Origin of the sequence: Candidatus Tisiphia endosymbiont of Nemotelus uliginosus, from assembly GCF_964264835.1 — a bacterium.
GTDB lineage: Bacteria > Pseudomonadota > Alphaproteobacteria > Rickettsiales > Rickettsiaceae > Tisiphia.
Window position 1 is genome coordinate 1437905 of record NZ_OZ183485.1, and the last position, 15670, is coordinate 1453574.

Sequence of the window (15670 nt, forward strand, 5' to 3'; positions counted from 1 at the left end):
GGCAGATAAAATACGCATAAATCAAGCTATAAAAATTTTGTCAATACAACCTAAGGGTGCTTTCCCATAATCATTGGTCACTGGGTAGCGCCGTTCCTTCTCAAAACTACAGCTAGATAATTTAATTCCTATTGCCGATTGTCTTCTCTTAAATTCAGAATTTTTTACTAATAACACTATTTTTTGCACTATATTACGATCAAACCCTAATTTTACGATCTCATTCACCCCTAAATTTTGTTCTATATGTAAATTTAAAATTTGATCAAGTAATTCATATCCAGGTAACGAATCACTATCTTTTTGATTATAAGCTAATTCTGCTGATGGAGGCTTAGTAAATATTCGCAAGGGTATCATATCAATCATGCGATTCTTAATATCAATGAGTGTGGGAATATTTTTGTTGCGGAACCTTGCAATTTTATAAAGTTCAGTTTTGTATAGGTCTTTAATTGGATTAAACCCGCCACACATATCACCATATAATGTGGCATATCCAGTGGCACTCTCACTTTTATTACTAGTCGCTATCAGCAAGCTATTAGTCGAATTAGCAAGAGTCATCAAAACCATCCCTCTAATTCTAGCTTGCAAATTTTCATAAGCTATAGGTGAAATATCCCCAATAGTATCGTGAGCTGATTTTAGCATATCTATTATTGAAATAGATTGATATCCTGTCTTTAAGTTCTTAGCTATTTGCTCAGCATCTTCTATACTCTCCTTACTAGTAAATTCAGAAGGTAACATTACCAATGTTACCTGACTTGCACCTAAACTATCCGCTGTAATCACACTTACCAAAGCTGAATCTATCCCGCCAGATATTCCTAATAATACTGAATTAAAGCCATTATTGATCACATATTCTCTAAATCCTAAAATTATGGCACTATAAACCTGTTCTGCTTCAGATAAAGAAGAAGACCAGGCGGTTTTTGGAATAATCTTGGGTTTAGTATGACTGCTATCTTCTAAGGAGCTTAGCTTGATGGTTGGAGCTAAGTCAAGAGGGAAATTTACATTCACAATACAACTATCTTCAATAAAAGAACCTAGCACATGTTGAACCCCATCCTGATAAATAAAACTATTACCATCAAAGATTAGGCCATCATACCCCCCTATTTGATTACAATATATAATTGGTAAATTATTATCTTTAAAACATTGCTCAGCTTTTTGAATTCTAATATTTAATTTATCTTTTTCATAAGGAGAAGCATTTGGCACTAATATTATTTTAGCCCCCTTAGCCTTAAGCTCTTTAGCCCCCTCCGGAAACCAAAAATCCTCACAAATTACTATACCTACTTTTATGCCGTTAATTTCTATTATTTCGGGCTTTCCTTCTGCAAAATATCTTTTCTCATCAAATACTCCATAATTGGGTAAACATTTTTTGGTAGTAGTACCAATACAAGTAGCATGTTGCAAGGCCAATACTCCATTGTGCAAGCGTGCGTCTTTATAAATTAAGGTAGGAAGTAAAAGTACAGTCTTGCCAGTAATTTTAATTAGATTAGTTACATAAGTTTGTAGATCGTCAATAAAGGCAGGATGTAAAAATAAATCCTCACATAAATAGCCCGTAGTAATTAATTCAGGTAGCAATACTACATCCAAATTTTGACTAAGCGCTATATTATAATATTTGGTTATTAGCTTGATATTATATTCCAAATTTCCAATTTTAGGTTTAAGTTGAGCGATTAGTATTTTCATACAAGTTTTTTCTTTTTGGATAACAAATTATATAATGCAAAACTTAAAGAATAAATGCAATTTGTTAGTAATCGTAGCTAACATGCTCCTCATCTGCCTTGAAGTGATGTACTTCTCCTACTATTTGCGTGCTATCAATTTGGATACCAGGATGAAATACATCTAAAATCTTAGGAGGAGCCTGTGGATTAGTAAGATCCTTTGGAGCATATTGCAAGCAATGTATTTTAGAGTGTTGTATATTAAAACCAAGGATGCTGGTGATGGCTGGGTAGAGCATTTTGTATATCCTCTACTGATGGAATATTATACATTATTAAAGTAGTGATACCATCTTTGCATTCGTTAAGAAGCTTAAGATTCTCAAGGGCTATTGGCGGTAAACGTAATAGAAGATTTCGATCAGCAAAATTTTCTACTAACGCTATTACTCCTTCTTTCCCTAATTCATTACCTATTATAGTGAAGGATTTTAAGTCTGGACAATTAGTTTTTCCTATTGTCTCTATTATACTAACTAAATCTTGAGAATCTATGTTATTGTCAAATAAGTTGAGATCTTCTAATTTATTTAAATAGGGTAGCATTTTATTAAGCAGGGGAATATTTAGATTTGTGGTTTTATTTATTTTAAGTGTTTTGAGATGTGTAAAACTTGAAAGTATTGGTAGTTGGTCTATAAAATCCGGGTTATCGTCAATTAATCTCCCTAGCGAAAAAAATACTGTTTCTAAATTCCTCATTTTAGAAGACTGTAACAATGTTGATAACACTGTTAGAGTTGTATCATTTGTACAAACAAGTCCTCTAATATCACTAGGATATTGCTCTATAGATTGTAATAACCACTCGTGGAAAAGTAATGTAGTATGTGTCTCTTTATATTCTTGTTGTGCCGATGTTAGGCATATCATCTCATCATAGAGCCATTCGTTGCTAGCAACCGTCTCCTCTGTTATCATTCTTAAACCTTTTGTTGTTGTCATTCTTAAATCTCCATTTATTATTAATTATAGAAAAAACATTATAGTTAATAATGATTAATTAATCAACTATTTATTAACTAAAGATTAAGGAAAATTGGCTATCGTTAATTAAAGCACACAAAAGTTAGAACATTATAACTTCTTTATTGTTCTAGCAAGATGCGTATAATCGTTATAGGTTAATAAATCAATCCCTAAAGAAAAGTGTTTATTAATTACATAATATTCTAGTAAATGCCGCATACCATGATGATGCGCCGCTAATGCTTCGTTACTTATATCAATTTCTACAGTTTGAATATATGGCGGAGAGCTAGAGAATTTTACATATATAATTTGCTGTACCTCCACAACTTGTATACTCTTTTGCTCCCCAGAATTGGCTCCGCAAAACTTCAGGGTATTCGCGTGCTCATGTAGTATATCTCTACTACGCGCACCCACCCCTTGTTTTACGTTCCAATTCTGGGGATCATGTGAGTATATACCAAACCCTCCTTCCAGCAAGATTAAGGCTTCAATAATTAATTGAGGAGATAAACCTGATTCTACATCTTTTTTACTTGGTAAAGTGCCAGTCTTATAATCGATAATCACTGCACGTCGTTGCTCGTTTACTTCTATCCTATCAGCTACAGCCATAATCTTTAATTTTTTATCTCCAATAGTGAGATCAATTTCTCCCCTACATTCAGGATAAATATACTTAAAATGTTTCCTACGTTCTGCATCAAATTCTATAAAAGATTTTGCTATAGGCATAAACTTAGTTTGCCATATTTTTTTAGTATAGGAAGGTAGGGTAGTGTTTTGAAGAATATCATAGCTTATCTCTAATATGAATTGTAGATGATCTGATATTGATTCATCGTAATTTCTAGAATATTGTTCTAAAATTTTATGAATAAAAATCCCAAATTCAGATATTTTTGGATCTTGTCCTATTATCTCTTTAGGTCTTAATTTCAGTATCATTTTAGCATAAAAACTATAAGGATTCCGAATTAACATCTCTATATTAGTCGCCGATAAGGTATCAGGGAAAATAGGACTATAAATATAATCGTGGGTATATTCTTCGGCTTTCAAGAGTTGTTTTTTCATTTCCAACTCTTGAAAGCCATTGAGTATATTTAAAGAAGTAATATTATCTTGACTTGAAATATTATCGGCTATTATAGGGGATTGCCTGATTAACTTATCTCCTAAAAAAAACTCCAATTTTAATAATAGATTAGAAGGTAATATCCCTGATTTGCCATTTTGTCGTTTGGCTCTAGTAATTATTACTTCGGGGTTATGTAGGAATAAATAAAAAAAATATTGATATATAGCAGTTTTTGCCTTAGTGGGAGTCATCTGTAATTTCTGTAAAGTTTGCTCATTAATCCACTGATTAATGGATGAATCACCGCTCCAACTTCCCTGGTTAAAATCAGCTAATATTACTAAATCAAATTTTAATAATATTAAATCTTCTACTTTACCGATAATTATATTAGGAGTAGAGGGGTGAGACTCAAAATACTTATAACTTTTCATTAATATGTTCAGTAGTTCAGGAAAGTATTTTTTATCTTCTAATATTAAGTTACAGTTATTTCGTATTAGTTCAGAGAGAAAATTTGCAAGAGGCAAAGCTGTAGCTTCATACCAAATATCACGATATAGTGTTTCAGCAATTTTCACTGAAGATTTCAATATTTTAATAAAATTACTATTAGTTGCTTGATAAAGTAACTTGATTAATTTACTACCCCATTTTATTAATTCATTATTATTAGAACTGTCTATTAACGCCTGTAATTGTGACGTGCTTAAAATAAATCTATTCTTACCTTTAATTAAAAGCTCTAATTCTTGAACTAATCGCGAATTAATTAAAGGATTTTTTAATAACAAAAATAGTTTCTTTAGATCAAAATCGTTACATAATATTTCGCTAATAGAAATAATTAAGGAGCTAATTAAAGTTTGCGATAAATTAGTGCCTATTAAATCGTGAAATTCTAAAGAATATTTAGTGAGAAAATTACTATAAAATGATTTAATCAGCGGGTTATCTACGATAATTGCTATTTTTTTATTAATAGATTGTCTGCATAATAACGCGATTTGTTCAGCTTCTTCAAAAATATCCTCCAGTGCAATATATTTTATACTAGTGGGGTATTGTACGTTTTGATCATTCAATTCTTCTTGATTACATGCTGTAATCAGTTTATTGAAAACAGTATTATAGGAAGGATCGCTCCTTAATAGCTGACAGTCAGATAAATTACAATCTAAAAATCCTAATAACTTTTTAAAGGTATATAAACCATCGTCTTCTGCAATTGTTGGTTTGGTAAATAAGTTATTTGGGATATTATCAATCGGGGGCAAAATGACAAAGCCTCTTGAGACACTTACCACCTCTTTTAAAAAACGCCATAATACCTGATCAGCACCCACTATTCCTGCCACTATTAAACTACAGTTAGGATCTTTTAATCTAGATATCTCTGCCTCTAACATAGTAATTTGCCATTTTATCCTATCTTGTTTTCGTAAGGATATTAGCTTTTTCTGCCAGGCATGATAGGTGTATTGAAGAAACTGATAAATTGCATCCCAATGAGGTGATAAGTTTTTTTGTTCTATAACATTTACATCCTCTATAGTTAAATGATGACAAGCGAGCTCATAAAATAATTCAGCTACTATAGAACCAAATTGCAAAGCTTGCGCGGTACTAAATTTTAATTGAGGGTAATGATAAATAATTTCTGTTAGAATTATTTTCTCTTGCAACAAGCTTATCTCGGATAAATTTTCGGCAGGGATTTTAAATATTTCCTCCCCGTCAGCTATAATATTAGAAAGTGGGATCACCTTAGGTAAAATTGCCAAAGTCTGTTTTTTAACTAAGATAGCTTGTAAATTTGAACAAGCTATTCCATTTGGTAATATCACCTTAAGATTATTGATAGCATCTTTATTCCTGAAATTATCTAAAATAAAATCAGCTAATATCTCTAAAAATGGTAAACATGGGCTTACTCTATATAGATTCATTAATATTTGATACTATAGGGTTTATAATATTATTGATCTGTTGTGATTAATTACAGGTAAATTATATAGGTATAATAACATAACTTAACCAAGGTGCTAATAAATAAAACGCGCCAAAAACTTGTTTTAACAAAACCAGCAATTAAAGGAATACATTTACTGCCTAAGGGAGACATTGTCAAACAAAGCAGAAATATACTATATTTTGAGCAAAATTGAGCAAATAACTGAAAATTATTATAAGATCGCGCAGCCGATAAATGAACAAAAATTCTAGATAATATTCTGCCGCATAAATAATTTATAATAATTGCCAATAATGAAGCAATTGTTGCGATGGTTAATATCAATAAATTATTATTATTAAAAACAATAATAGAATGCACTATTAGCTCACCATCTAAATTTACTGCTAAGTTACCTAATAAACTATCGGTAAACAGTAAGGAATATACTGATTCTTGTTTCATGTTGCTATATTATTTACAAATATATTAAGATTTCTATAAAAAACTTGCTGTAAACATAATGCTATAATATAATCCTTTCCTTTCAAATCAAAAATATATAAATATTTTCCTGTGAATCATGTGAATAAAATTTCCTCTTTACGCAAACCACTTTTCTTATGGTTTTTTGCTAGTTTATTTTTTGCTTTTCAATTTATATTAAGGCTTCCTGTTGGTATCCTTAGAGAAGAAATTATGCAAAAATTTTCTATTGATACTATCGCATTTGGCACTCTTGCGGGATATTATTACTTAGGTTATGCAGGAATGCAATTACCAATTGGCCTAATGTTAGATAAATTTAATTTTAGGATTGTTACGTTCTTATCCATCCTCCTTACTTCCCTTGGTACTTTAGCTTTCATTACGAGTACCAATTTTAATTTTTTACTAGTTAGTAGATTAATGATTGGAGCTGGTTCAGCTATAGGTTTTTTATCCGTCGCTAAAATTAGTACAGCTTATTTTCCATTAAAATATCACGCTTTAATGATAGGATTTTCTTTTACTTTTGGTTTGATAGGCGCAGTATTTGGGCTGACGCCAATGAAGCTGTTATTCAATTTTTTTGGTTATCAAAATACTTTTTATAGCTTAGCTATAGTGGCGCTTACTATCGGCATAGTGATTCTGCTAGTAAAAGGTGATAGTGAGATTGAAAGCAAACCTAGAACGGATAGGGTGACCAATATTTCTATATTTAAGCTCTTATTAAATCCAACTATCTTATTGATTGGTATTGCTGGTGGACTCATGGTGGGAGCATTAGAAGGCTTCTCTGATCTCTGGGCTATTCCTTTCTTTAAACAAATTTATAATATGGATGATATAGAAAGTAGTTTTGTTACCTCCTTCGTATATACTGGCATGTGCTTTGGCGGGCCAATACTTGCTATGGCTTCAAATTTAGTCAAATCATCTAATCTAATTATTATAATATCTGGCTTAATGATGATAGTTATTTTTATCATTTTATTATATATCCCGTCATTAGGGTTCTATACTAGCTGCTTACTAATGTTTCTGCTAGGAATATTTTGTTGCTATCAGGTCCTTATTTTTAGTATTGTTAGCAGTTTAGTGAGTGATAAATCGGCAGGTCTTGCAATCGCGATAGCTAACTGTATTAATATGGCATTTGGATATTTTTTCCATAAGCTTATGAGTCACGCCATAAACTATACATGGAATGGAGCTATAGATGAGGTAGGGATGGCTATCTATAACCGTTATGATTTTACTATTGCGATTTCTACTATCCCCGTCTGTTGCTTTATTGGAATTTTAATATTTTTATACTTATTTTCTAAAGTTAAAACTGATATAGCCTCAAACAAGGATAGCGTATAGTGTTCCCTTATTAATTGTGTCAACCCAACCTAGACATCTATAAAAAGTTCTCTCTTCCCTAAAACTCTTTTGTATTCAACTATTAGCTGGTGTATGATAAAGATTTTTAATTGACCACTAGAATGTTATGCAAATTTCTTTATCCAATAATATAACAAATTTAGGCACTTGGGACGAGCAAGACCATATAAATATTAAATTGCTGAATGTTTTTGAACTAATGACAATTTTACAAAATATTTATATCCAGGTAGTCAAACACCCGAAATTTATCACGTCTAAAATAACATTTAGTGAATTTTGTGTCATTAACTGCGTACTAGAAACAATTTCCAGTAAATTAGCTAATAAATTATTTAAAAGTCCTATACAAAATGTGCAACTTAGAAAAATAATAGAAAAAATAAGCCTAATCTCTGAATGGAAGCCATGCGATAACCCTATTACAGAAGAAGCTGCGGCCAATTTATCCACAAGTTATAATAGCACTAATAATATTTTTACTTATATAGAGAAAAGCTTTTTTGCTAACAAGCTTTTTATTGACATTACTGAATATTGCAATAACTTATTAGTAGCACGTGGTCACGTTTTAGAGTTTCCTAAAATAATAGGAAGGATAGATCATTTTGAGAGCCTTCACTATTTACATCTTTACCAACGTAAAGTAGTCGCATTAACAAGCACCTTACATCAGGACATTGTGCCCGAGGATTTATATCAATTATTATGTTTGCATTCTATATTATTTGACAATATATCACATAACAATTCTGTTGAAGCCAAGGCCATATTAGCCCATACTACCCAACTGTGTGGAAGCTGCTTAACCCTGCTAGCTGAATATCAGGAAGATGGCAATATTCTCCAATACATTAACAATAAGTTAATTAATATTATTAAACACAGCTACATAGTGAATAGCTTAAAATTTATAACTTCTGAGGCAATAAATCCACTACTTGATTCCTGGTATAGCGAATTAAAAACTTTTTTATACTGGTATCCAGGAGAAACATTTTATAATAATATTAAAAACCTAGAAGCGGTTGGTATGACTTTACCACCAGTTGGAGGAATACAAAAAAATAACATAGAGATTGAAGTAAATAACCTTAGCTTCACAACGGACCATCTAATCCAAGAAGATAAAGTAGAAGTAGATATCAGCATAATAGGGCAATAAAACAGACTTCTTGCGAAATTCTACTTCTATATACTGCTCTTAAATGAAGAGTGTAGTTTGGACAATTATTCTCTACTCGAAGTTGCATCTCTACATTTGCAGATACGGTCAAACTAGTGTATTGGCTAGGTTCTCTTCCTCCGATCCTAAAGTAGGTACAGAAATTTGTTCGGCATTATTTATATGGTTATTAGTAGTGGGATGGAATAATTCTATTAATTTTTTACTCCAGTTCTCTTGAATGACCGAATCTATAAAAGATAATATTGTTCTTACATTATTGGAATCTAATGAATAACTCTCATTTATTTTAGGGTTTGTGAACTGATGAAGTAATGCTTAAATATTCTGTAAAGTGAAATAATTGATGATCTTATCGTCGGTTAATATATGTTGAATGACAGTGCACATACGAGATTTGTTAGCTTGATCTGAGGCTGGCAAAGCATAGTGATATATAGCATTATCCAGCAATAATAGTGGATCAAGTTTTTCATATCGGATGAGCCAATCAATGACTGGTATGTTCCCTACTGTAACTAAATAATACTGGATATCTTCCAATATGTATTGATTTCCACTCTCTCCTAAATACGAATAGGATATTATCAAATAATTAAGTAATTGAGAGCCTAGGAAGGGTTCATAATACTTGTTTAAGTGTTGAATAAAATTTTCATGATTTTGTATTTTTACTAATGCAACATAATCCTTATCTTTCTTAATTTTCTGGAGATATATATCTAAATGTTTCGTTTCTTCTAATAACTTTTTTCTTATTATAATACTGCTATTATTGTCTTGCTTTAATGCTATTGCTAAATCTTGTTGGCTTGAGGATATGGAAAGTTGATCAAAAATTTCCTTATATTGCGCAACATCTTGCTGAGTACAAAATTTTGTTTGGGTAAATTGGTGAATAAACTCTTCTTTATTCTGCTGCAACCCTTGTAATATAATCTGTATGTTACGTATGGCCATAGGACCGCCACTGCTGCGGTCATTTTGCTCTTGCTCCCTATGAACCGCAAATCTTACTGGATAGTCATTAAAACATTGGGTAATGCTCTCTTTTATCTCTTCTGGAATATCATTACCCAAAGAATCTTTATATAAAATGATAATCTCTTCTGGTAATTTTGTAATACAAAAAGTCACCCAATGTATTGCATTTAAGTTATATAATATTATATTGATATCAGGCTTATTCATCAAATCACCGCTATTCAAGAATTTTTCAAGTTGACTAATAGACTCTATAATTGCTAATCTATTGCCTTCTTGTGGTATTATATATTTTACAATCTTGGCAACTTGGGCTTGAGAATAGCATTCCTCTTGATTACTATCCTGCACAGTTATTCTGTCCCCTAATGATATAATGCTAGTTTCAGCATGTGGTACTATTTTACTATCTCGGGCTGCTAGTGGTTTTGTAATAGGTATAAAATCTGAACTTACCTCATAAGATTCTTGTTCCTGATTGAGTGATAATGTATCACTAGATAATATACATTGGGTCAAAAAACTGAATGTACTAGACAACTTATTGGTATTTGTATTATCACCTTCTAATCCTACAAAATCTTGCAGGGAATCCATGCTTACATAAAAGGTAGAGCGTGTTTTTAAACAGGCATCTATATTACTTTCTTGAATCATTTGTTCTACTGATAATGATTCACTAGATGATGCACTTGCAGTGAGATCTATGTCATACCATATTTGCTCTGTTCTTAGTGCAAGCTCACATCTTTCATCACTCTTATTCTTATATATAGTAAAGTCTGATAGTGTTATATAATTTAACTTAATCTCTGCAGCAGCAGTGTTGTTACATTTAGTTTTAATGGAACGAAGTTGTTTTATAAAGTCATAGCCTTTTATGCCGGCACCAGCTACGTCAATTCGAACTTCGGGACGGGTAGTTATGTCTTGCCCTAAAGGACCTAAATTAATTGTTACATATAAAATCACTTGATCAGTACTTTTTTCTAATAGATAATTCTCAATTCCTACTGATTTATTCAGCACTTCTGACCATTTTTCTATAGATTGATCAAATAATATCACTTGACCTCCAATATATTGGACATGGTTATCTTCATCTATAATGATTTGAGACAAAGTACCTGGTTTATTAATTAACATGGTTACATCAGGTTTAATTTTAGCAATTATATCACTTGGATAACATCCTCCTATTCCTCCTTGAGTGCTAGAAATTGCAATATAATTGGCTTGTCCTAAAGATAATCTATATGTACTTTGTAATTCTTGACATAAGTCTGAAGTGGACAGGGAATCTTTTGTTATTCTCTCTTTCATACTCTCAACTACATTAGTGATATTATCTGCAGCAGCGGAATTGGAATCGTGAATAAAAAGATTCAACCTTCTATTTAAATCTTTTTCAATTTGTTCTAATAGTTTATCATTATCTATTGTTTGATTGAACAGATTGATATCTTTATATTGAGGACAATATTCCTCTATAAAAAACAATTGTAATTTTTTCTTAGTTTTATTGTTTTTTATATCGTGGTTAGTAAAACTCTTAGATTTCATTGATAAATACTCTTAGATTTAGTTGGTATACTTTCTTTTGTTCAATTGTTTTATACCATTTCCGAAAACTAATTATCACGTCGCTGTACTTCATGATCTCCTGCTCCTCACGTATATTTTTGTCCAGTAGTGTGGTAGCGGGCACTCGTACTCCTAGTGCTAATTTAGTTTTGGGAAATGGTATTAGACCTTAATTCTCTCTATTGTTTCTGTTCCTACAATACCTCATTACGTAATATCCCTTAATTTATAGTTTTACTTACGAGCAAAGACTCAATACCTTAAACAATATACCCATTTTGTCAGCCGAGATTAACCTGTCAACTTGTCGTGAGATTACCTTTGCTTCGTTGTACGGTAATTTATTGTTTAAGAGTTGACTGCGCAGCAAAATACCATTGTCAATTAAAAAATCACGTTGGGTTATGGTGTCTTGCACATTAATCCCTATATCTCTAGCTACTGTTTTTAATTCATGAAAATCAACATGGGCTGATAAATCAGCGGTGCCTAGATTATCTAGAACTGAACAATATTGGTGCTTCATTATTGCTTGCAAGGTAGAGGGATATTGAATATGGGTTCTTATCAGCGGATTAATATCATAACCATAATCAATAATAAGAGCCCCCCCGCCATAGCGCTTTATATGCTCGCTAATAAATCTTATAATGTCTTGAGATTGGGCTGATACTTCTATTATCGCTCCCTCAACTGCGTTATAGTAAACTTGGAGCAGATTAGTCTGTAGCGCTTGCGTAATTATGCGTTGATCAAATTTTAGTTGCTCGTTAGCCGAATCAAGGCGTACCACCACTTCATACCATAAATCCTTACTTTTAATATATTGCTTAATGGGTAAACTATCAAAAAATTCATTGGCTATTATAATAGAAGGTATCTTAGCAATATCTTGCACTGCAGCTAGGTGCTTTAAGGTCGTAGTATCACTAAATTGTTGAAGAATTGCTTGCTGTTTCTTAACAAAATGCGGATTAATGTCAATTAATTCTATTTCTAGTGAGTGATAAAATTCTGGCACTAATTTAGCAACCTTCAGCACATCTCTCATTAGAGTCCCTTGACCGGGTCCTAATTCTACTAAATTAGTTTTGGTGGGGCAATTCATTTGGTACCACCGATCAATAACCCATAAAGCAATTATTTCACCAAAAAGTTGTGAAATTTCAGGCGCCGTAGTAAAATCTCCTTGCTTTCCTAGTTGATCTTGTTTTTGATAGTAAGAATAAGGAGTAGCAGACATAGCGCACTGCATCATTTCTGCCACTGTAATATGACCATGCTGTTTAATTAGGCCTTTTATTTGCGCCGGAATTACCATTTAACTCGTACTAACAAATATATCCCTAATATTAACATAGGGAAAGATAAAATTTGCCCCATAGTGAAATTATGATAAATAAAGCCAATATGTAGATCTGGCTCCCGGAATAGTTCTATAATAATGCGAAATATTGAGTAAAATATTAGAAATATAGCAGAATTTATTCCCAAAATTTTTATAGTTTTATATTTAAAGGTTGAATAAAATAAAATTAAAAATAATATAATACCTTCAAGAATAGCTTCATATAATTGGCTAGGGTGTCTTAATTGTAAATCACTAGCTGGAAACACCACTCCCCAGGGCATGTCTGTCACTCTACCATATAATTCTCCATTGATAAAATTAGCTATTCTTCCTAAGAATAAACCGATAGGAGCAATGGCTGCTAATATATCTGCCAGTAATAAAAACTTAATCTTATATTTATAACAAAAAAGATAGCTAGCAATTATTAAACCTAATAGGCCGCCATGAAACGACATTCCTCCTTCATAGGTCTTTAAAATTTTTATCGGCTCAGAAAAATATTTAATCGGGTCATACAGTAATACATACCCTAATCTTCCTCCAACTATTATTCCTAAGATAGCCCAAGTAACAAAATTTTCTAGACTTCTAGAGGTAATATTAATTTGAAATTTGTTAATAATTTTCTGGGCATAAAACCAACCAATTATTATACCGCAAACATAGGCTATGGAATACCAGTGAACGGCAAATGGCCCCACATAGAAAGCTACAGGATTAACATTAGGAAAAATCATATACTATAATTTAAATTAGCTAGACTATTATTTAGCGAAATAATATAACATATATATTATAGTATCCTAAGTGTAAAATGGTTAATTTATATGACAATAGAATATTTTATAGATTTTTATCATAAATATAGTTTTGAAATTATATCATTGATATTGTTTATGCTTTCCATTATTCCAGCGATCTTCTTTATTAAAAAAATCATATCTACAATAATTAAAGGTTATGTCAGTAAGTGGTGTGGGGAGTACGAAATCATACTACAAAAATATTCTATATATACTTATTTACTACACACATTATTGAGTTTATATTTTACCTTTTGGAATAACATAATAAATTCTTTCGCTAACCCATATTTGTTATCTACCCCTCATTTGATCAATGCACTTAAGAATAATGTAATAGGAATTTATACTGGCATCTCTTTTACGCTGCTAACTTTAGCAGGAATTGATAGCGCTTTTGATATATATCAAAAGAAAAAAGCCGTTCCTCTCGTACGGCGTGCACCTTTAAGTCTATGTGTACAAGTACTAAAAATGATTATTATTAGCATTGCTGCTATCATAATTATTGCTCATATTTTAAATATTTCGCCTAGAGCATTTTTTACAAGTTTAGGTGCAGCAGCAGCATTATTAACCTTTCTGTTTAAGGATAGTGTGGTAGGTTTAGTAGCAAGCTTACAAATTATTTCTTACGATATAATAAGAATTGGCGATTATATTAGAATCGCGCAGTTAAATATTGAAGGAACAGTAGAAAAAATTACCATTGCCATAACTAAGATCAGAAATACAGATCAATCTATTTCTACCATTCCAACGAGTAGCCTTTTAACTACTAATGTAGTAAATTATCGGGGTATAAAAGAAGTAGCGGCCCAAAAGATTCAAAGAGCAATTTACCTAGATATGAATAGCGTTGTATTCGTTCCTAATGTATTTTTAGACGATTTACAAAGCTCTCCATACCTTATGAAAAAAGCGATAGAGAAGATTACTATAAAAGAGGAAAAAAATAGTGTAACCAATTTAAAAATATTTAGGTTATATATCACTGAATATTTAAAAAATAATTCTACAATATATCAGCAAGGTTTTACCTTTTTAGTAAGGCAATTAGCTCCAACCACTAGTGGATTACCTCTAGAATTATACGTTTTTACTAATGAGATGGATTTAAATATGTATGAAAATATCCAAGCAGATATTTTTGATCACTTACTTGCAGTGCTACCGCAATTTAAATTAAAGACATTTCAGAAATAATAATAGTATGACTTTAGAAATCAAATCTAACTTAGCTGCTGCATACCAAATTTTAGCCCTACTTGCCTTAGATGACCATACCTATACCCATTTATCAGCACGGCCTACAGGTGAAGATTTTTATTATATATACCCTTTTGGTTTAAGATTTGAGGAAGTGACAAAAGATAATTTATTAAAAATTAGCTTAAATGGCCAAGTACTAGAAGGAAGTGAATATAGCTATAACGAAACCGGCTATATCCTGCATGGTAATATATATAAAAATAGGCAAGATATAAAAGCGGTTTTTCATTTACATACTCCTGCAACGGTTGCTGTCTCTGCTATGAGCGAAGGATTGCTACCTATAAGTCAATGGGCGCTACATTTTTATAACAAATTATCCTATCATCAATATGATTCTCTGCTACTTCAGGGAAAACAAGCAGATAAACTGATTGAGGATTTAGGAAAAAATTATGTAATGTTTTTACGTAATCATGGAATCTTAGCAAGCGGCAGAACAATCCATGAAGCTATGTTTTATACATACCATTTAGAGCAAGCTTGTAAAACTCAAATATTGGCTCTTTCAACAAACCAACCTTTAATTGTGCCGCCCCCAGAAATTTGTAGAAAATCGGTGCAAGATTTGCTAGCATTTGAAGAGGATCTAGGGAAGCGCGATTGGCTGGCTTGGCTTAATTTAGTTAAGCAGAGGAAAACGTAGAAATGAAGGAAGTACTAAATGAGTATATATCATTATATTAAAACTACAGTTATACCGTTGCTTTATTTTAGCTCTATTTGTATTATAGGATTCTCTGTTATATTATCGATCATATTATATATTATATTTGGGGGAAATATTTTTGGATATTGGTGTGGTATTATTTTTTTTATGTGTGGGCTTAATCTCA

At 31.6% G+C, this 15670-nt stretch carries 12 protein-coding genes; 4 read left to right on the plus strand and 8 right to left on the minus strand.

Features of this window, described 5'->3' with window-relative positions; all coding sequences use genetic code 11:
- Positions 1-21: 21 nt before the first annotated feature.
- The 5 genes from ACFELV_RS06375 to ACFELV_RS06395 form a co-directional block, all read right to left on the minus strand.
- Positions 22-1728, minus strand: coding sequence for an NAD+ synthase (locus ACFELV_RS06375; RefSeq protein ID WP_375327234.1), 1707 nt, complete (start codon positions 1726-1728; stop codon positions 22-24).
- A 64-nt stretch (positions 1729-1792) separates the two neighbouring features.
- Positions 1793-2008: a hypothetical protein gene (locus ACFELV_RS06380; RefSeq protein ID WP_375327235.1), complete on the minus strand. Its 216-nt coding sequence runs from the start codon at positions 2006-2008 to the stop codon at positions 1793-1795.
- Entirely contained in the window at positions 1971-2714 is a 744-nt protein-coding gene (locus tag ACFELV_RS06385; RefSeq protein ID WP_375327236.1) for a hypothetical protein, read from the minus strand. The genes ACFELV_RS06380 and ACFELV_RS06385 overlap by 38 nt, the downstream gene beginning before the upstream one ends.
- Before the next feature lie 132 nt (positions 2715-2846).
- Positions 2847-5771 (minus strand): PD-(D/E)XK nuclease family protein, encoded by a 2925-nt coding sequence (locus ACFELV_RS06390; protein ID WP_375327237.1) that lies wholly within the window; start codon positions 5769-5771, stop codon positions 2847-2849.
- Positions 5772-5821: 50 nt separating this feature from the next.
- A complete protein-coding gene (locus ACFELV_RS06395; protein ID WP_375327238.1) occupies positions 5822-6241 on the minus strand; it encodes a VTT domain-containing protein in 420 nt (139 codons plus the stop codon).
- Between the two features lie 120 nt (positions 6242-6361).
- Here ACFELV_RS06395 and ACFELV_RS06400 point away from each other — a divergent pair, with 120 nt between their 5' ends.
- Both ACFELV_RS06400 and ACFELV_RS06405 read left to right on the plus strand, forming a co-directional pair.
- Positions 6362-7630 (plus strand): MFS transporter, encoded by a 1269-nt coding sequence (locus ACFELV_RS06400; protein WP_375327239.1) that lies wholly within the window; start codon positions 6362-6364, stop codon positions 7628-7630.
- 127 nt (positions 7631-7757) lie between these two features.
- Positions 7758-8816, plus strand: a complete 1059-nt coding sequence (locus tag ACFELV_RS06405; RefSeq protein WP_375327240.1) for a hypothetical protein — start codon at positions 7758-7760, stop codon at positions 8814-8816.
- A 339-nt stretch (positions 8817-9155) separates the two neighbouring features.
- Here ACFELV_RS06405 and ACFELV_RS06410 read toward each other — a convergent pair whose 3' ends face one another.
- The 3 genes from ACFELV_RS06410 to lgt all read right to left on the minus strand — a co-directional run bounded on the left by ACFELV_RS06410 (position 9156) and on the right by lgt (position 13496).
- Positions 9156-11384, minus strand: coding sequence for a hypothetical protein (locus ACFELV_RS06410; protein WP_375327241.1), 2229 nt, complete (start codon positions 11382-11384; stop codon positions 9156-9158).
- Positions 11385-11643: 259 nt separating this feature from the next.
- Positions 11644-12726 carry a class I SAM-dependent methyltransferase gene (locus tag ACFELV_RS06415; RefSeq protein WP_375327242.1) on the minus strand — a complete coding sequence of 361 codons (1083 nt, stop codon included), beginning with the start codon at positions 12724-12726 and terminating at the stop codon, positions 11644-11646.
- The gene (gene lgt / locus ACFELV_RS06420) at positions 12720-13496 is read right to left on the minus strand and encodes a prolipoprotein diacylglyceryl transferase (RefSeq protein WP_375327243.1); all 777 of its coding nucleotides are present in this window, start codon (positions 13494-13496) and stop codon (positions 12720-12722) included. The genes ACFELV_RS06415 and lgt overlap by 7 nt, the downstream gene beginning before the upstream one ends.
- 96 nt (positions 13497-13592) lie before the next feature.
- On the opposite strand from lgt, the gene ACFELV_RS06425 reads away from it, so the two are divergent.
- A complete protein-coding gene (locus ACFELV_RS06425) occupies positions 13593-14768 on the plus strand; it encodes a mechanosensitive ion channel family protein (protein ID WP_375327550.1) in 1176 nt (391 codons plus the stop codon).
- Positions 14769-14775: 7 nt separating this feature from the next.
- The gene (locus ACFELV_RS06430) at positions 14776-15480 is read left to right on the plus strand and encodes a class II aldolase/adducin family protein (RefSeq protein ID WP_375327244.1); all 705 of its coding nucleotides are present in this window, start codon (positions 14776-14778) and stop codon (positions 15478-15480) included.
- The last annotated feature ends 190 nt before the right edge of the window (positions 15481-15670 follow it).

What these genes read in the sequence shown, in the direction of transcription:
- ACFELV_RS06395 (WP_375327238.1), bottom strand. Translation starts at nt 6,241, where the DNA reads ATGAAACAAGAATCAGTATATTCCTTACTGTTTACCGATAGTTTATTA.
- lgt (WP_375327243.1), bottom strand. Translation starts at nt 13,496, where the DNA reads ATGATTTTTCCTAATGTTAATCCTGTAGCTTTCTATGTGGGGCCATTT.
- ACFELV_RS06380 (WP_375327235.1), bottom strand. Translation starts at nt 2,008, where the DNA reads ATGCTCTACCCAGCCATCACCAGCATCCTTGGTTTTAATATACAACAC.
- ACFELV_RS06375 (WP_375327234.1), bottom strand. Translation starts at nt 1,728, where the DNA reads ATGAAAATACTAATCGCTCAACTTAAACCTAAAATTGGAAATTTGGAA.
- ACFELV_RS06415 (WP_375327242.1), bottom strand. Translation starts at nt 12,726, where the DNA reads ATGGTAATTCCGGCGCAAATAAAAGGCCTAATTAAACAGCATGGTCAT.
- ACFELV_RS06410 (WP_375327241.1), bottom strand. Translation starts at nt 11,384, where the DNA reads ATGAAATCTAAGAGTTTTACTAACCACGATATAAAAAACAATAAAACT.
- ACFELV_RS06390 (WP_375327237.1), bottom strand. Translation starts at nt 5,771, where the DNA reads ATGAATCTATATAGAGTAAGCCCATGTTTACCATTTTTAGAGATATTA.
- ACFELV_RS06385 (WP_375327236.1), bottom strand. Translation starts at nt 2,714, where the DNA reads ATGACAACAACAAAAGGTTTAAGAATGATAACAGAGGAGACGGTTGCT.
- ACFELV_RS06430 (WP_375327244.1), top strand. Translation starts at nt 14,776, where the DNA reads ATGACTTTAGAAATCAAATCTAACTTAGCTGCTGCATACCAAATTTTA.
- ACFELV_RS06405 (WP_375327240.1), top strand. Translation starts at nt 7,758, where the DNA reads ATGCAAATTTCTTTATCCAATAATATAACAAATTTAGGCACTTGGGAC.